This is a genomic window from Ochrovirga pacifica (assembly GCF_000220525.1).
Classification (GTDB): Bacteria; Bacteroidota; Bacteroidia; order Flavobacteriales; family Flavobacteriaceae; genus Ochrovirga; species Ochrovirga pacifica.
The window spans coordinates 158634-176057 of the sequence record NZ_AFPK01000014.1 but is presented as its reverse complement, the minus strand read 5'-3'; the positions used below and the strand labels follow the sequence as shown (position 1 = coordinate 176057).

Annotated in this window: 21 protein-coding genes; 5 read left to right on the top strand and 16 right to left on the bottom strand. The window is 33.8% G+C overall.

Annotation, left to right across the window (positions count from 1 at the left end):
* Window positions 1–23: 23 nt before the first annotated feature.
* On the bottom strand, window positions 24–1802 hold the full coding sequence (locus FS85_RS0102165) for a 1-deoxy-D-xylulose-5-phosphate synthase (RefSeq protein ID WP_010134345.1): 1779 nt from the start codon (window positions 1800–1802) through the stop codon (window positions 24–26).
* A gap of 82 nt (window positions 1803–1884) precedes the next feature.
* On the opposite strand from FS85_RS0102165, the gene FS85_RS0102160 reads away from it, so the two are divergent.
* Entirely contained in the window at window positions 1885–2334 is a 450-nt protein-coding gene (locus FS85_RS0102160; RefSeq protein WP_010134344.1) for a nucleoside deaminase, read from the top strand.
* Here the strand turns inward: FS85_RS0102160 and FS85_RS14950 are convergent.
* Window positions 2331–2561, bottom strand: coding sequence for a hypothetical protein (locus FS85_RS14950; RefSeq protein ID WP_010134343.1), 231 nt, complete (start codon window positions 2559–2561; stop codon window positions 2331–2333). The two genes, FS85_RS0102160 and FS85_RS14950, sit on opposite strands and share 4 nt — an antisense overlap.
* Before the next feature lie 64 nt (window positions 2562–2625).
* Between FS85_RS14950 and glpQ the strand changes: the two genes are divergently transcribed.
* Complete coding sequence (gene glpQ, locus FS85_RS0102150; protein WP_010134342.1) at window positions 2626–3630, top strand: glycerophosphodiester phosphodiesterase; 1005 nt, start codon at window positions 2626–2628, stop codon at window positions 3628–3630.
* 635 nt (window positions 3631–4265) lie between these two features.
* On the opposite strand, the gene FS85_RS0102140 is transcribed toward glpQ, so the two are convergent.
* The 13 genes from FS85_RS0102140 to FS85_RS0102080 all read right to left on the bottom strand — a co-directional run bounded on the left by FS85_RS0102140 (window position 4266) and on the right by FS85_RS0102080 (window position 14932).
* Window positions 4266–4997, bottom strand: a complete 732-nt coding sequence (locus FS85_RS0102140; protein ID WP_010134340.1) for a hypothetical protein — start codon at window positions 4995–4997, stop codon at window positions 4266–4268.
* 98 nt (window positions 4998–5095) lie between these two features.
* Window positions 5096–5638 (bottom strand): hypothetical protein, encoded by a 543-nt coding sequence (locus FS85_RS0102135; RefSeq protein ID WP_010134339.1) that lies wholly within the window; start codon window positions 5636–5638, stop codon window positions 5096–5098.
* 108 nt (window positions 5639–5746) lie between these two features.
* Window positions 5747–6046, bottom strand: coding sequence for a hypothetical protein (locus FS85_RS0102130; protein WP_010134338.1), 300 nt, complete (start codon window positions 6044–6046; stop codon window positions 5747–5749).
* 5 nt (window positions 6047–6051) lie between these two features.
* Window positions 6052–6714, bottom strand: coding sequence for an RNase A-like domain-containing protein (locus tag FS85_RS0102125; protein ID WP_010134337.1), 663 nt, complete (start codon window positions 6712–6714; stop codon window positions 6052–6054).
* A gap of 158 nt (window positions 6715–6872) precedes the next feature.
* Window positions 6873–7433, bottom strand: a complete 561-nt coding sequence (locus FS85_RS0102120; protein ID WP_139062125.1) for a hypothetical protein — start codon at window positions 7431–7433, stop codon at window positions 6873–6875.
* Complete coding sequence (locus FS85_RS16670; protein WP_160162377.1) at window positions 7423–7581, bottom strand: hypothetical protein; 159 nt, start codon at window positions 7579–7581, stop codon at window positions 7423–7425. Before FS85_RS16670 ends, FS85_RS0102120 begins: the two co-directional genes overlap by 11 nt.
* Window positions 7581–8138 carry an REP-associated tyrosine transposase gene (locus FS85_RS0102110; protein WP_029489200.1) on the bottom strand — a complete coding sequence of 186 codons (558 nt, stop codon included), beginning with the start codon at window positions 8136–8138 and terminating at the stop codon, window positions 7581–7583. Before FS85_RS0102110 ends, FS85_RS16670 begins: the two co-directional genes overlap by 1 nt.
* 193 nt (window positions 8139–8331) lie before the next feature.
* Window positions 8332–10131: a chloride channel protein gene (locus tag FS85_RS0102105; protein WP_010134333.1), complete on the bottom strand. Its 1800-nt coding sequence runs from the start codon at window positions 10129–10131 to the stop codon at window positions 8332–8334.
* 277 nt (window positions 10132–10408) lie between these two features.
* Window positions 10409–10927, bottom strand: coding sequence for a ferritin (locus tag FS85_RS0102100; protein ID WP_010134332.1), 519 nt, complete (start codon window positions 10925–10927; stop codon window positions 10409–10411).
* A gap of 56 nt (window positions 10928–10983) precedes the next feature.
* The gene (gene aspS / locus FS85_RS0102095; protein ID WP_010134331.1) at window positions 10984–12741 is read right to left on the bottom strand and encodes an aspartate--tRNA ligase; all 1758 of its coding nucleotides are present in this window, start codon (window positions 12739–12741) and stop codon (window positions 10984–10986) included.
* A 67-nt stretch (window positions 12742–12808) separates the two neighbouring features.
* Window positions 12809–13231 carry a large conductance mechanosensitive channel protein MscL gene (gene mscL, locus FS85_RS0102090; protein WP_010134330.1) on the bottom strand — a complete coding sequence of 141 codons (423 nt, stop codon included), beginning with the start codon at window positions 13229–13231 and terminating at the stop codon, window positions 12809–12811.
* Complete coding sequence (gene alr, locus FS85_RS0102085; protein ID WP_033194520.1) at window positions 13228–14352, bottom strand: alanine racemase; 1125 nt, start codon at window positions 14350–14352, stop codon at window positions 13228–13230. Before alr ends, mscL begins: the two co-directional genes overlap by 4 nt.
* A complete protein-coding gene (locus FS85_RS0102080) occupies window positions 14342–14932 on the bottom strand; it encodes a thymidine kinase (RefSeq protein WP_010134328.1) in 591 nt (196 codons plus the stop codon). Before FS85_RS0102080 ends, alr begins: the two co-directional genes overlap by 11 nt.
* 114 nt (window positions 14933–15046) lie before the next feature.
* Between FS85_RS0102080 and FS85_RS0102075 the strand changes: the two genes are divergently transcribed.
* The gene (locus FS85_RS0102075) at window positions 15047–15871 is read left to right on the top strand and encodes a hypothetical protein (RefSeq protein ID WP_010134327.1); all 825 of its coding nucleotides are present in this window, start codon (window positions 15047–15049) and stop codon (window positions 15869–15871) included.
* Window position 15872: 1 nt separating this feature from the next.
* A complete protein-coding gene (locus FS85_RS0102070) occupies window positions 15873–16481 on the top strand; it encodes a DUF4254 domain-containing protein (RefSeq protein WP_010134325.1) in 609 nt (202 codons plus the stop codon).
* 32 nt (window positions 16482–16513) lie between these two features.
* Here FS85_RS0102070 and FS85_RS0102065 read toward each other — a convergent pair whose 3' ends face one another.
* On the bottom strand, window positions 16514–16861 hold the full coding sequence (locus FS85_RS0102065) for an arsenate reductase family protein (RefSeq protein ID WP_010134324.1): 348 nt from the start codon (window positions 16859–16861) through the stop codon (window positions 16514–16516).
* A 51-nt stretch (window positions 16862–16912) separates the two neighbouring features.
* On the opposite strand from FS85_RS0102065, the gene FS85_RS0102060 reads away from it, so the two are divergent.
* Window positions 16913–17377 (top strand): DinB family protein, encoded by a 465-nt coding sequence (locus tag FS85_RS0102060; protein ID WP_010134323.1) that lies wholly within the window; start codon window positions 16913–16915, stop codon window positions 17375–17377.
* Window positions 17378–17424 lie beyond the last annotated feature (47 nt).

Genomic DNA, 17424 nt, shown 5'->3' with positions numbered 1-17424 from the left:
CATCAATAGTTGCATGGGCTTGTTTATAATATTTCTTTAAGAGTGTTAACAATAGCTGCTTGATCTAGTTGACAAAAACTTTTTAAGATTTCTGTTTTTCCATGATTGACAAAAACATCATCGATACCTTTTACTACAATTAAATTTTTATAGTGGTATTGATTAGCAAAAGCTACAATACTCGTACCAAAACCTCCAATCTTTACTCCATCTTCGTAGGTAATAATTTGTTTGTATTCTTTAAAGATAAAATGCAACAATTTTGTGTCTAGGGGTTTGATAAAGCCAAGGTAGTAATGTCCCAGCTGTTCTTGTTGTTTGGTATTAAGTTCTTGAATGGCTAAATTAACAGTATTTGCAATTGTACCTGTGCTTACAACGGCAATTTTAGAACCTTTTTTTAGCTGGGTTCCTTTTCCAATTTCTATTTTTTTAAAAGGTTGTTGCCAATTTACAGTAACCCCTATTCCTCTGGGATATCGGACAGCTATAGGCAATTCTAAGCCCAGTTGTGCAGTGTACATTATGTTTCTTAAATCGAGCTCGTTCATAGGAGCGTAAAGCAATAAATTGGGAATACAGTTTAAGTATGAAATATCAAAAACTCCATGATGCGTTGCTCCGTCTGCACCGACTAATCCAGCACGGTCTAGGCAAAAAATAACGGGTAATTTTTGCAAAGCCACATCGTGTATTACCTGATCGTAGGCTCTTTGTAAAAAGGTAGAATACACATTGCAAAAAGGCACTAGCCCTTCTTTGGCCATTCCAGCAGCCAAAGTAACCGCGTGTTGTTCTGCAATTCCTACATCAAATGCACGTTGTGGAATTTTTTCTATCATGTATTTTAAAGAGCTTCCGGTGGGCATAGCAGGGGTAATTCCAACAATTTTAGGATTTTGTTCTGCTAATTCTACAATTGTTTTTCCAAATACATCTTGATATTTAGGTGGACTTACAATAGGATTAGTTTCTGTAATTCTATCTCCTGTTTGGGGATCAAATTTTCCAGGAGCATGGTAAGTAACTTGATCCTCTTCGGCTTGTCTTAGTCCTTTTCCTTTTACAGTGATGAGGTGTAAAAATTTAGGCCCAGATACGTTTTTTAAACGTTCTAATTCCTGAATTACTTTGAGTAAATCGTGTCCGTCTATAGGACCAGAATAATCAAAATTTAAGGCCTCAAAAATATTATCACCTTGTTTTTTTTCTCCCTTTTTGGTAGTCGTTAAATATTCTTTTAATGCACCAACACTTGGATCAATCCCTATGGCATTGTCGTTTAAAATTACTAACAAATTGGCATCGGTAACCCCAGCGTGATTTAAGGCTTCAAAAGCCATTCCCGAGGCAATAGAAGCATCTCCAATAACGGCAATATGTTGTTGTTTGTTTTTTCCTTGTATTTGGGCAGCCATGGCCATTCCTAAAGCTGCAGAAATAGAAGTAGAAGAATGTCCTGTTCCAAAAGCATCGTATTCGCTTTCAAAAATATTAGGAAAACCTGCAATCCCATTCCACCTTCTATTGGTGTGAAAATTAGCCCTTCTACCTGTCAATATCTTATGACCGTAAGCTTGGTGTCCTACATCCCATATTAACTTATCATCCGGAGTATTAAAAACATAGTGCAATGCAATGGTAAGCTCTACCACCCCCAAACTGGCACCCAAATGGCCTTCTTTAGTAGAAACAATATTAATGATAAAAACTCGCAACTCATAAGCTAGTTGTGTTAGTTCATCAACAGACAATTGTTTTAAGTCTTGTGGGCTATTTATTTGATCTAATATTTTTTTCACAAAGCAAAATTACAATTTTGTGAGTTGTCCTTGTAATTTATCGTTGAATAAAGTAGTTTCGTTTACAATTAATCACACTCAGATGATTCAACCTTTTGATGACGAATATTTTATGAAAAAAGCCTTAAACGAGGCTTATATCGCTTTAGAAAAAGGAGAGGTTCCTGTTGGGGCAATTATTGTGATGAATGATCAAGTTATAGCAAGAGGTCACAATCTTACAGAGCAATTAAACGACGTTACAGCCCATGCTGAAATGCAAGCTTTTACAGCGGCTGCTAATTTTTTAGGTGGTAAGTATTTGCCTCAATGTACCTTGTATGTAACGCTAGAACCTTGTCAGATGTGTGCAGGTGCTAGTTATTGGGCACAATTAGGAAAAATAGTGTACGGAGCGGCAGATTTGCAAAGAGGGTATCGAGTGTTAAACACCAAATTGCACCCTAAAACAAAGGTGGTTTCTGGAGTGTTAGAACAAGAATGTGCAGATTTACTAAAAGCGTTTTTTTTAACCAAGCGAAACAAAAACTAATCTTCTACCTTACTGGCATCAGGGTCGTTGTGTTTTAAAGAATATTGAGTTAAGTCTTTTCCTTTGTATCGATGGTAAATAAACAAAGGCATCAATATTAAAGCCAAAAGAATTACCCCAAAACCAATAAATTTAGTGCTATTGGGATTTTTGCTAAAATGTAGTATAGCACCTATTGCCCACAAAGCAAGTACTAGAAAACCTAAAATTCTTAAAAGTATTTTCATTTAATCTTCTTACAAAACAAAGTAAAATTAGTTAATTTGAACCCGAAAATAAAGAACAGGTATTATGAATGTGAAATATTTTTTAATTCTAATAGGATGTTTAAGTGTTTTGTCTTGTAGCAGTTCTTCCGAATCGGACATGTTAGTCATCGCTCACAGAGGTGCTTCTGCTTATTTACCAGAACATACTTTGCCCGCAAAAGCTTTGGCTTACGGAATGCAACCTGACTATATAGAACAAGATGTGGTGTTGACCAAAGATGACATTCCTATTGTAATTCACGATATTTGTTTGGAAACCACCACAAACGTAGAAGATATTTTTCCGGATAGAAAAAGAGAGGATGGTAAATATTACGTAATTGACTTTACTTGGGAAGAGTTAAGTTGCTTAAATGTTTCAGAACGTTTTGATGCACAAACCAAACAACCTGTTTACAAAGAAAGATTCCCAATACATACATCGTACTTTAAACTACATCGGTTAAGTGATGAAATAGAAATGATACAAGGTTTAAACAAAACCATGAAACGTGATGTAGGAATTTATGTAGAAATTAAAGAACCCCAATTTCATAGAAATGAAGGAAAAGATATCTCAAAAATTGTATTAGAATTGTTGTCTAAATACGGTTACACAACTCAGCAAGATTTGTGTGTTTTACAATGTTTTGATGCGGTGGAATTAAAGAAAATTAGGAAAAATTACTTATCAGATTTATTCTTGGTACAGTTGTTAGAAATAGGTTATTTAGACGAAGAGTTTAGAAACAAAACACCACAAGAAATAGTAAATTATATAGCAGATTATGCCAATGGAATTGGCCCTTGGTACAAGCAAATTTTAGAAGGTAAAAATCAGTCAAAAATAAAAGATTTTGATAAGATTGTACAGTTGGCTCACGAACAACATTTAAAAGTGCATGCGTTTACGTTCCGAGCGGATGACCTAGCGGATTTTAAATCTTACGAAGCCCTACTCCAAAAAGCTGAAGAATTGGAGTTAGATGGTATTTTCACAGACCATCCTGATTTAGCTGTTTCTTATTTTAAGAAAAAGAATCGCTAGACATAATTAATTTTCTCCTGTATGCGTTTAATAGTCGCGATTTAGAAATAAAACCAAGATATTTGCCTTCTTTTATAATAGGTAAGTTCCAGGCAGAGGTAATTATTGAAAATAAAAGAGCAGTAGAACAAATGAGATTGATACAACAGCTTGACGAAGAGGATAAGTAAACTGTTTTTAAAATCATTTATAAAATGCTTACCACCAAGAAGTTTAAAGATTTCTTTGATAAAAACAGACCTTAATAGCTTTTAATGGCTATTAAGGTCTAAATTAAAATACTCCATGCAATAAAAGTCAAGCACTCATATAAAACTTAGTAATTGTAAACACTAATATTATAAAACCTAAAATAGACTTCCAACCCGTTTTATATTTTTTGTTATCTACTAAATAAATTACTTCTACTACAGAAAGAAGTATAATTAAAATAACGTGCAGATAAGAGAATATTATTGATAAGATATATAAGCTATCAAAATGCCTCACTAGACTCAACATAACGAAAGTTAAGATATTAATTATCCTAACTTTTTCCACTATCTTCTCCATCTATATTGGATTATATCCATTCGACAATAATTATGTTGTTAAATTTTTATAAATCCTTCCTTTTAAAACAAAGAGTGAACAAATTATGATATTTGTTTTACGAAACCCAACTTCAAATCATTGTTGTAATGATACAGGTGTTGAATTGAACTTTTAAACTTTAATTTTGAAACTAAAAAATTATCTATACCTAATTGTGTTTTCAAAGAACTAAGAGGAAACCATCCTTCATTTTGAGTATTTTCATTTATTAGGTATTCACATTCTAATGACGTTGCTTTTATCAATTCCTCTGAATACAATCCTGGATATAAAAAATCCCAAACCAGTTTTTTTAGAAATAAAAATACATCTTCATTATCGTATACATCCTCGCCAAAACACTCTTTCAATATAACTTTGGTATCAAACCTAAGAAAATCAAAGTATTCATAATCAACCAATGCATGAATATCTTCAAAGTCTTCTAAATTGATACTTCTGATTACTTCAGAGAAAAGGTTCCTTTCAGGTTCTGAAATATTAAATGTAGAACCTAAATAACTACCTCTGTACAAGTTACCTACACGTATTAGCAAATTATCCACATCCAATTTTGGCTTTTCTTTATAAGTAATTAACCCTGTTTCTAAAGCCAAAGCAACCAAATTATATTGTTTATTGTTTTGAATATGGTCTATCTCTTTCTTTAAATCACCTACATTGAATGTTTCATTCCTTTTACTTATTTTTTCAAAACATTTATCAACTCCAAAGCCTAATTGTTTAAAGGGCAATATAGACCTAAATAAGATTTTTAAATTTGGTACTTCCATGCATTATTTGTTTGGATACATTGTTAGCAATTCAAATGTTCCTGGTGATACTTCTTCATAAACAGCTGTTACTTTATTCATTTGTATCAATCCTTCATCTACTCCTCCTCCTTGTTTGCAATCCGAGTTCTTACACAATTAAAACAAAGGCAAACACCCCCCTCTGTACTCGAAATAATTCGAGCACGAGAGAGGAGTTTGTTACCATCTTCATCTGTATACTCAGTTACATTTGTTTCCGTGTTATTTGTGGTGCTTGTTTGTGTGGTAGTATCTCCACCTTCTCCATCAGGTTTAACTTGCCCATAACTCAAATCTTTCATTTCCGCATTCCGGGTATCTAGAGCAGCCTTGTCAGGAAAATGACTCGCTAATAGCGAATTGTTATGAGTTATATCTGCATCAGTACCCGTAAACGTAAACATATAATTCCCTTTTTCTGTAACCACAATTCCATAAACACTATGAGTATCGTTGCCGTCTTCTGCTGCATACTTTACCATATCTAAAAAACCTCTAAGATCTGCAGGTGAAAACATCGGAACTAAACCAGGCCTCGTATATGTAGTACTTGACCCATCTGGGGTAATTGTTATAAAATATCCCGTATCCTTTTCTATAGCTTTGTATCTGGAAGGCATAGCATTTTTCTAAAAGTAATAAAAAATGCCAACTACTCAATAGTTGACATTTCTTGTTATGTATTATACTATAGACTTGGATTGCAAATCCGAGCCATCAGGTTTTTACTAATATTCAATTATCATAGAGTTTTCAGAACCTAGTGAATTAATTAGCATCAAGTTAAGCCATTTATAAGCCTCATCATCACTATTATCATCCAAAACTTGGTTTGCAATATTATGAACAAAATCCAAAGGATTGGAAAGCTCTTTAGCTAAAATCATTCTTACAATTTGCTCCCAATGTTCAGCGTAGGAAGATTGATTACTTAAAGATTTTCTTAACTCTTTAACAGCTTGAGAATAATATTGATCTCTAAAAAACTGAGATAAAACACTTTTGAGTTTAGTCTCTAATAAATTCATAAATTTTAATTTAAAGACGGATATGCAGAGTCTAAAATATAACCGTCTGGATTAGTACTATCTCTTTTTAATGCAATTACAACTTTATTACTCTCGACATGCTCTGCGACTGGATTGTTTCTCGATCCTGTATTTGTATAACCAGACCCTACTTTACTTCCATAATCGTATTCCAAAGTTAAATAATCATCACTAGAGCTAAAGTGAGATTCTATACTTGACTTATGATGTTTAAATGCTTTATTTACAGCATCTTGATGAACAGCATCCGAATCAAACTTTAGTGCAGATCGTGATTGAGGAAAATCAGGATGTTTATTTAAAACCCTCAATTTCATGTCATTATATGTTAAATGAGATCCATGTCTAAATTTCGAATGTCCTCCTAAAACTTCTTCTACATCTAAGTTTATTTCATTTTTTCTACCACTATTGACATAATCTAGAACCTTTGGATCATTCTTTAAAGCATTATCTGCTCCTAAATCGTCTAGCTTCTTCCACGCATCAACCAACTTTGGATTTTCTTTTACAGCCTCTGCTAGTTTTGGATGATTATTAAGTTCATCAATAACCTTTTTTAGTACTAAATCGCAATCATCACTTGCTTTGTTAAAGCTAGCAAGTAAAAAAAATAGAGATCCTATTATAAATAATATCTTTTTCATGGTATAAAGTCTTTAATTGTATTGTTATGGGTTGGTAATTTTTAAATATTGCCAGTCTTCTGATGTAGTAGTTCTTAATCTAATTTTATAAATATATCCTTTACATTGTTTCTCCTATAAAACCTATGATACCACAACTTTGAAGGATGGTTCAGCTATTAAACCTCTTTTTTCCTCCAAAAATCTTCTCCCCAATTTTTATAAAAATTAGTATAATCTAAATTATCATCTATTATAACAGGCTCTAAAATCGACAAGAACTGAAACAAATCATTTGAAATTTTTATAGCAGTAGTATTTTCATCTCCATCCCAGTCTACTCTATAAATAAAACCAAAATTATCTCGATTTAATCCTAGATAAACTCCTCCTCCTGAAGGAAAAGAAGAATATGCAATTCTAATTAAATTTAAACCATCATCACCTAAAACAGGGTCGTCATAAGGTCTATCATCTAGAGCTGTTTCTAACGATAAAAATGAATCTAATTCCAATAGAAATTCATTTTGTTTGTATTGATAACTAACCAGAGGTAATTTAAATCCAATATCTTCATCTAAATAACTCTGCTTATTAAGACTTTCATCTCCAACCTTATATTTATTCAAAAAAATTTTATAAGAGAGAGGTAAAACAATGCCTCTCTCTTTTTCAATAATAGAAAAATCTAAATCTTTTTTCTCAGAATATAAAAAACTATAAACTAAATTATTCATCATGAATCTTAAAATGGTGAGGTAAACAAATCTTCCAATCCTCCATTGATAACAGCTCTACCTCCTGAATGACTAAAAGAATTACCACTCTGGTGCTCGAATCTTTTCGAGTACCTATACCATCCACATCGTATGTACGATACATACTCATTATTCAAATAAATTAGTAAGTTCTAAACCACCATCGTAATTCAGCTCTTCCGCATAAAAATTATAACTACTATTCTTCCAATATTCAGGTCTAGATACAAAACCTTCATCCACAGGATTTGCATGTATGTAGTGGATTCGTTGTTCTAATTTCTTAGCAGTATCTAAAATAACAGGATGAAAACCATCTTTCCATACTTTATATTGATTGGCTCTTTTGGTTCTATTAGCTTCGTATTTGAACTTTGCTAGTAGCCATTCTCTTCTACTTTCACCAATATCTTCAATTGCTTGAATCAACATTTTGTTGGTATATCTTTTAAAATCTCTAACTATTTCTTGAAGTTTGTTTTTAGCAGAGGTAGCTATCAAATGAATATGATTTGTCATGTATACATAGTAGTGAATCCTTAATCCCTTTTCATTGATACAAAACTGTAAAGATTCATCTAATATAGATGTATAATTTGGTCTTGTTAAGATATCTGCCCACTGGGTAAAAGAGCAAGTAATAAAGGTAGGCATAGAGCTGTCTATAACCTTATATTTCTCTGACATAGTTTTTTCTTTAAAGATATAAAAACTTGTGATAGTCATTGAGAGTCTTTTGCGTATATACGCAATTTATGGTTGGTACTCAAAAGTCCCAAAATTTGGGAGAGCACTAAAGAAGGAAATTTTTCGCATAAATACGCTAGGTTATGATAGGTACTCGAAGGGATTCGAGCACCAGACATATAGAAAACAAGTTTTAAGAAAAAGAATCGCTAGCCATAATTAATTTTCTCCTGTAGGCGTTTAATAATCGCGATTTAGAAATAAAACCAAGATATTTGCCTTCTTTTATAATAGGTAAGTTCCAGGCAGAGGTAATTTTAAATTTTTCCATAATGACTTCCATAGAATCTTGATCGTAGTCAATAATATCTCGTGGACTGGTCATTAAATCAGAAACAAAAGTAGAGTCGTACAGCTCTGTGTTAAACATAATCGGTCTTATATCATCCATATGCAAAACACCAATAAGTTGATTGTCTTTATTTACTACAGGAAAATTATTTCTTTTAGATTTAACGACCGCTTTTTGAACCAGTTCGCCCAAAGTCATTTTAGGAGTGGTAGAAATAAAATCAGTCTCAATAACTTTATCTATATCCATCATCATTAGTACATTTTTGTCTTTGTCGTGTGTAATAAGCTGTCCTTTTTTGGCCAATTCTGCAGCGTAAATATTGTGAGGAATAAAGTTTTTGGTAACCAAAAATGAAATGGCTGCAACAATCATTAACGGGATAAATAATTCGTAACCTCCTGTAATTTCAGCAATTAAAAAGATTGCTGTTAGCGGAGCATGCAACACTCCTGCCATTAAACCAGCCATACCTACCATAGCAAAATTACTTTGAGAAACTGTGTGCGAAACAATTTTAGAATAGTTTACAACCGTTGCTACCACATAACCCGTAACACTACCAATAAAAAGAGTAGGAGCAAAAACACCTCCAATACCACCAGCCCCAAAGGTAAGAGCCATGGCTATCACCTTAAAAATAATAAGTCCTACCAATAAGCCAACTATCATAAGTATAGAGTCTGCTTTAGAGTGAAAAATATTGTTTTTAAGTATGGTAGAAGCATCCCCACGAAGAACACCATTAATAGTTTCAAAACCTTCTCCAAAAAGAGGAGGAATGAAATAAACAATAATTCCAATTAATCCACCCCCTAAAAGGAGTTTGTACCATGGATTCTCAATTTTTTTAAAAAAATCGTGAGTCCAAAAGTACACCTTAGTAAAGTAAATTGAGGTTAGGGAACATATAATTCCCAGAAAAATGTAGAAAGCAATGTCTTCTAACTGAAATTTATCCTGAATCTCAAAGTGTAATAAAACTTCTCCTCCTAAAAAGAAATAAGAAGTTATAACTGCCGAAATAGAAGCCAACAGCAATGGAACCATAGAGGCTAGCGTAAGTTCTAAACTAAAAATTTCTACCGCAAAAACAATGGCTGCAATTGGAGCTTTAAAGATAGAAGACATTGCACCTGCAGCAGCACAACCTACCAAAAGTGTTCTTGTTCTTTGATCTAAGTGAAACAATCTTGCAAAGTTAGAGCCCAAAGCAGAACCCGTTGCTACGGTCGGGCCTTCCAATCCCACAGAACCTCCAAACCCCACGGTTAGCGGGGCGGTTAAAATAGAAGCCCACATTTGGTATCTATACATAATAGATTCTCGCTTAGAAATAGCATAAAGGGTTGATGGAATACCATGCCCAATCTTTTTTCTAATCACAAACTTTATGACCAGTAAAGTTAGACATAGACCAATGATTGGAAATACGAAATAAAATCCCATATGGATTTCTTTAATGAATCCTGTTCTTAAAAACTCAAAAATAAAGTGAGTAAGGTTTTTAAGAGTAACCGCTCCAATTCCGGCCAAAAATCCAACTAAAACACTAATAATATATACAAAATTCTCTGGCGAGATATGCTTGTACTTCCAGATTAGAAATTGGTTAAATAGACTTCTTTTTCTATGTGGCATAAAGCAGTTAGTTTAGATGGCAAAAGTAGGATTTCTGCTTTAAAATATAAAAGGATTTAAGCCTGTATAGGACACTTTTTACAGTGTGATTTTCCTTTCTTTTTATATTTTTTGCAACATTTTTTCTTTTTACCCATACAAGAATAACCAGTACAAGCACTAGTAGTTACTTGTGTTTGCTCTGTAATAGAAAGTTTGTTTAATAAAAAATGCACTGATTTATGTTTTTGATAATCAGTGCAAATATAAACTTTTTATTTTAATCTAATCTAAATAATTATTCTTGAGCTTCGTTTAGTTCAGTTTGAGCCACAATACCTTCAATGTCTTTATCAAACAAATAAGTTCCACTTTTGTCGTCTCCAATAATTTTTAATTTATCCAGAATAGTTCTGGCCAATGCTTCCTCTTCTGCTTGTTCTGCAACGTACCATTGCAAAAAGTTGTGCACAGTGTAGTTTTTTTCTTCCAAAGTTTGAAAGACCAAGTGGTTGATGCTTTCGGTAACGGCTTCTTCACTTTCTAAAAAGTTGCCAAACAATTCGTGCAAATCTTTGTAAGTGCTTTTTGGAGCTTCCAAGCTAGGAATTTCTGCAGTTCCTCCTCGTTCGTTTACAAATTTCACCAGTTTAAGCATATGAATTCTTTCTTCATCCGATTGTTTGTAAAAAAATCCTGCTACTCCGTTGTAACCAATTACTTCGGCCCAAGTTGCCATGGCTAAATATCTCATACAAGCATTGGCTTCTAATTTAATCTGCTTATTTAATGCGTTTTCTATAGTTTCCGATAACATATTCTCTCTTTTTGGGTTACATAGTAAATGTAACAAGTTTGCAATTTACTTCAAAATTAATCTTCAGATGGCTTACTTGCAATGCTCAACTCTTCCAGAACTTCGTTGGCTACTGCAGCAGGTGCATTGATCATAACGTCTCTACCCGAATTGTTTTTTGGGAAAGCAATAAAATCACGAATGGTTTCTTGTCCTCCTAAGATAGCAACCAATCTATCCAAACCAAAGGCTAAACCTCCGTGTGGTGGAGCCCCGTATTCAAATGCATTCATTAAGAAACCAAACTGTTCTTTTGCTTCTTCTTCGCTAAATCCTAAGTGTTTAAACATTAGCGCTTGTACTTCTTTGTCATGAATCCTAATCGATCCTCCTCCAATTTCGTTTCCGTTCAATACCAAGTCGTAAGCGTTGGCTCTTACCTTTCCTGGTTCTGAGTCTAATAAGGCAATATCTTCTGTTTTTGGGCTTGTAAACGGATGGTGCATTGCATGGTATCTTTCTGTATCTTCGTCCCACTCTAATAATGGGAAGTCAACTACCCATAAAGGAGCAAATTCATCCGATTTTCTTAATCCCAAACGCTCTGCTAATTCCATACGTAAGGCAGATAATTGAGCTCTTGTTTTATTTGCTGGTCCAGATAATACACAAATTAAATCCCCTGCTTTAGCTCCTGTAGCTTCTGCCCAAGCAGCTAAATCCTCTTGATCGTAGAATTTGTCTACTGATGATTTGTAAGAACCGTCTTCATTGCATTTAACATACACCATTCCTAAAGCTCCAACTTGTGGACGTTTTACCCAGTCAATCAACTTGTCAATTTCTTTACGAGTATAACTAGCTCCTCCTGGTACTGCAATTCCCACCACCAATTCAGCAGAGTTGAATACCTTGAATTCTTTGTGTTGTGCAACAGCGTTCAACTCACCGAACTCCATTCCAAAACGGATGTCTGGTTTGTCGTTTCCGTAGGTTTTCATGGCATGCTCAAAAGTCATTCTAGGGAAACTCCCCACTTTTACATTATTGATTTTCTCTAACAAATGACGAGTCATTCCTTCAAAAATTCTTAAAATATCTTCTTGCTCTATAAAAGCCAATTCACAGTCAATCTGAGTAAATTCTGGTTGACGATCGGCACGTAAATCCTCATCACGAAAACACTTTACAATTTGAAAGTATTTATCCATTCCCCCCACCATTAACAACTGTTTAAAAGTTTGAGGTGATTGTGGTAAAGCATAAAATTCTCCTTGGTTCATTCTCGATGGAACAATAAAATCACGAGCTCCCTCTGGAGTAGATTTAATTAAATAAGGAGTTTCTACTTCAATAAAATCTTGGTTAGATAAGTAGTTTCTTACCTCTTGTGTTACTTTATGACGGAAAATCAAGTTGTTTTTAACCGGATTTCTACGAATGTCTAAATAACGGTATTTCATTCGGATGTCTTCACCTCCGTCAGTTTCATCTTCAATCGTAAAAGGAGGGAGGCTAGCCTCGTTTAGTATCTCTAGCTCGTGTACAAGTAGCTCAATATCCCCGGTAGGAATGTTCTTATTTTTAGCTTCACGCTCAATTACAGTTCCCTTTACCTGAATTACGAATTCACGACCTAACGTTTTTGCTTTTTCAATTACAGAAGCTTCTGTTCTTTCTTCATCAAAAATCAATTGTGTAATTCCATAGCGATCACGTAAATCTACCCAAATCATAAATCTTTTATCTCTTGATTTTTGCACCCATCCAGCCAATGTTACTTCTTGGCCAGCGTTTTCCATTCTTAATTCTCCGTTGGTGTGACTTCTGTACATGTTGATTTTGTTATTTTTAAAGTGACAAATTTACTTTTTTAATCCGATGTCTGAAAAGATAAAAGATTTATTGCTCTTTTTGTTGAGCTAACAAATCTCTGATTTCTGTTAACAACTGTTCTTGCGACGGTCCTTTTGCCTTGGGTTCTTCTTTCTTTTTGATTTTTTCGTAAGCTTTTAAAAACAAAAAAATCACAAAACCGATGATGATAAAATCAGTAACAGCCTGAATGAAATTTCCGTAAGTCAATACAATTGCATTGGCTTTTTTGGCTTCAGCCAAGGTTTCGTAACGTCCTTTACCCAGTACCACAAATAGGTTGCTAATGCTTTTATCAGCTAAAAATAGTCCTATAATTGGCATTAAGATATCTTGAGCAAACGAACTAACAATGGTTTTAAAAGCACCCCCAATAATAACAGCGGTAGAAAGGCTTACAATATCACCTTTCATTAAAAAGGTTTTAAAATCGTTGATTAGTTTTTTCATAAAACAGAATGAGGTGTTTTTACAAAACTTCTTTTAATGCGTTGAGAAATCGCTGTCAATATTTCATAAGATATGGTATTGCAAATAGTCGCAAATTCTTCTACGGTTTGTTGGTTGTCAAAAATCACAACTGGGTCTCCTTCTTGGCAATCAATATTTGTTACATTTACCAAAATCATGTCCATACATACATTTCCGGCAGTATATGCTTTTTGTCCGTTAATGGTTACATAGCCGTTGCCACAACCCATAGGCCTGGAAAACCCGTCGGCATGTCCTAAAGGGATCACGGCAATTTTTTCTTCTTTGTTTGTAATCAAAGCTCGGTTGTAGCTAATGCTTTCTCCTGCTTTTACGGTTCTGATTTGAGAAACTACCGATTTTAATACAGCAACATTTTCTAGTTGTTGGGTTTCTTCTTCATCATTTCCAAACCCATACAAGCCAATTCCTAAACGAACCATATCAAAATGTGCATTTGGGTAATTAATTACTCCCGAAGTATTGCTCATATGTACCACAAAGTGATGTTTTAGTTCAGAGCGTAGTTGCCTAACTATTCCGTTGAACTTGTCTATCTGATTTTCTGTAAACTCCTTTTCATTTAAATCTTCACTGGCTGCAATATGAGAAAATACGGACGTTAATCTGATGTGAGAGTTGTTAGTTACCAACGCAACAATATCGCTTACTTCTTCTGGATCAAAACCCAAACGGTTCAATCCAGAGTTGAACTTAAAGTGAACTGGGTATTCTCTAAGGTTTTCTTGTTGAGCAAAAGCCAAGAAAGATCTTAGTGTATGCAAAGAATACAAATTAGGTTCTAAATGATATTGATGTAACAAAGCATAATTGCTAGGTTGTGCGTGCAATACTAAAATAGGAGTTTTAATTCCTTTTTTTCGCAATCGAATTCCTTCATCTGCATAAGCGACTCCAAAATAATCAACACCTTCTTTTTCTAACTCTAATGCAATGGTTTCAGCCTCTAGTCCATAAGCAAAAGCTTTTACAACTGCTAATGTTTTGGTTCCTTGTTGCGTTTTATTTTTTAAATAATGATAATTGTGTTTTAATGCAGATAAGTTGATTTCTAATTGCGTAACGTGGTTATTTTCCATTTCCATTTTTTTTAATGGCCTCAAAGTAAGCGGCTCTGCTCAGCGGTTCATAGGCTTCGTTTTCTCCTAACATTACTTGTTTGTCTTCTGTTGATTTTCGGTGACTGTAATGTGCCAAACTTCCTGTTTTTGCACAGATAGCATGAACTTTGGTTACATATTCTGCTGTGGCCATTAAATTGGGCATCGGGCCAAAAGGCTGTCCTTTAAAATCCATGTCCAAGCCAGCAACAATCACTCTAATTCCTTTGTTGGCCAAATCATTACAAACATTAACGATTTCGTCATCAAAAAATTGTGCTTCGTCTATCCCAACCACATCTACATCGTTGGCAAGCAATCGAATGTTGGCTGCAGCAGGAACAGGTGTAGAGCGAATGTTGTTTTTGTCGTGAGAAACCACATCTTCCTCATCGTAACGGGTGTCTATGGCAGGTTTAAATATTTCAATACGTTGCTGGGCAATTTGTGCACGTTTTAATCTGCGAATTAACTCTTCGGTTTTTCCCGAAAACATCGATCCACAAATCACTTCGATCCATCCAAATTGTTCGTTATTTAAAGTGTTTTCAAGAAACATTTTGTACTTTTATCTGAGTTAATTTTTACTTGTCTTTAGTGTTGCAATAAGATAAGTGGCACAAATTTATCAAATAAAAATCTTACTCTCTAACCTAAATTTAGTTAAGTACCTATGCAGAAAAAATTAGAAGCAGAATTGATGAGTTTAGCTCATAGTATTCTAAAAATGAAAAAAGGAGACGATGTAAAGGTTTTAACAGCAAAAGCACAAAAAATATACGAGCAATTAGCCGTTTTGTCTTTTATAGAAACATACGTAAAAGAAACACCACAAAACAATAAAACAGTTACAGAACTGGTTGATGAAACTTTTGGTAAAACAGAAACATCAGAACCTCAAGAGAGTGAAATAGTAGCACAGGAAGAGAAAAAGGAATCTCTTCAAGAATTACAAAATTGGGTAGAAGAAGAAACCGTTGAGGTTACAACAACAGCTGTCGAAATAGAAAAAAAACCTGTAAACGAACCTGTACCACAAGTCGAAACGGTAGAGCAGGAAAAACAACCAGAACCAGCAACTAGTTTAACAGAAGTTACCGAGGAGAGCCAAGTGGTAAAAGAAACTACAGAGTTTGTAGAGGAACCTTATAATTTACAAGCTTCTTTAGAAAAAGAATTAGGAACCAATGTCTCGTTAGACATGACCACTAATTTATTTGAAAACGCACAAAGAATCACTCCAAAAAAATCGTTAAACGATAGCGTGATGCATAAAAAGGGATTGCAAATAGATTTAAATGACAGAATAGCCTTTGTTAAGTATTTGTTTGATAACAGTCAAGAAGATTTTAACCGTGTTGTTTCTCAGTTAAATACAATGGAGTCTGAAAAAGAAGCATTAACTTTCTTAAAAATGATAAAAAAGGAGTATAATTGGAGCGGAAAAGAAATGTACGAAGAAAGACTACTTTTGTTAATCGATAGAAAATACAATTAAGATGAGTTTAAAAGCGGAAGATTTTAACAAGATATTTGATGCTGTTATTGCAAAATATCATATAGTTGATGATGTCAATCAGCCATTTGAAAATGTATACGATGCGGCTAGTTTAGAGCATTTGCTGTATAGAAAGTGCTGGATTGATACCGTGCAATGGCACTATGAAGACATTATACGTTTGCCAGAAATAGATCCTATAGAGGCTTTGGCCTTAAAAAGAAAAATTGATACATCTAACCAAGACCGTACGGATATGGTAGAGTATATTGATAGTTATTTTTTGCAAAAATATGCAGAGGTGCAACCTAAAGAAAATGCTAAAATTAATTCTGAAAGCCCTGCTTGGGCTATTGATAGACTGTCTATTTTAGCTTTAAAAATTTATCATATGGCAGAAGAAGTAAACAGACCCACTGCTTCTGAAAGCCACAAAGCAGCTTGTCAGAAAAAATTAGACATTCTTTTAGAACAACGTGTAGATTTGTCTACAGCCATAAACGATTTAATTGCCGATATAGAAAATGGTGACAAATACATGAAAGTTTATAAGCAAATGAAAATGTACAACGATGAGGAACTAAATCCGATGTTATATAATAAAAAATAAAGAACAAGGTCTCGAAAATTCGAGACCTTTTTTTATGTTGTTTTAGCAACCAAAGCTTCAACTACTTTTTTACTATTTCCTACAAAGATTTCATCATCAACAATGGCTACAGGACGTTTTAAAAAAGTATATTCAGATAAAATATAGTTTTTGTAATCCTCTTCTCTTAGATTTTTTTCTTTTAAGCCCTGCTCTTTATACAAACGAGCTCTTTTGTTAAATAAGGCTTCGTAAGAGTTTGTAAAGGCATACATTTCTGCCAATTGCAATTCTGTAACAGGATTGCTTTTTATTTCTTGCAACTCAAATCCATTTAGGTTCAGTTGTCCTAAAATTCTTTTACAAGTATCACAGGTTTTTAAATGGTAAATTTTTTTCATAAGTGATGAGTCTTTCTATCTTTAGGGAGTCAAAAATAAAAAAATAAACGAATGGAAATTGCCAATCAAATAGACGGATTGAAAAAAGGAAGAGCCTTGATGTTAAAAGTTATAGAAGGTTATACTCTAGAGCAAATCAATACAATTCCCCAAGGATTTAATAACAACATAGGGTGGAATATTGCACATTTGGTTGTAACTCCTTATTTGTTGTGTTATAAAATGTCTGGACTGTTATTGCCTATTTCTGATGAAATGGTAAATAGGTACAGAAAAGGAACTGCACCAAACGGACATGTAATAAATGCCGAGGAATGGCAACAGATTTTAGATTTATTTGTGTCTTTTGCTGATGAATTAGCAGCGGATTATCAAAAAGGGATTTTTGAGAATTATACAGAATATACCACCAGTGTAGGCGTATGTTTAAACAATGTAGAAAGAGCAATTGATTTTAACACTTTTCATGAAGGAATTCATTTGGGAGCTATTTTAGCGTTAAGAAAGTTAGTATAAAATTAAATAATTTTAAAAAAACGAGCAGTTGCTCGTTTTTTTTTGTG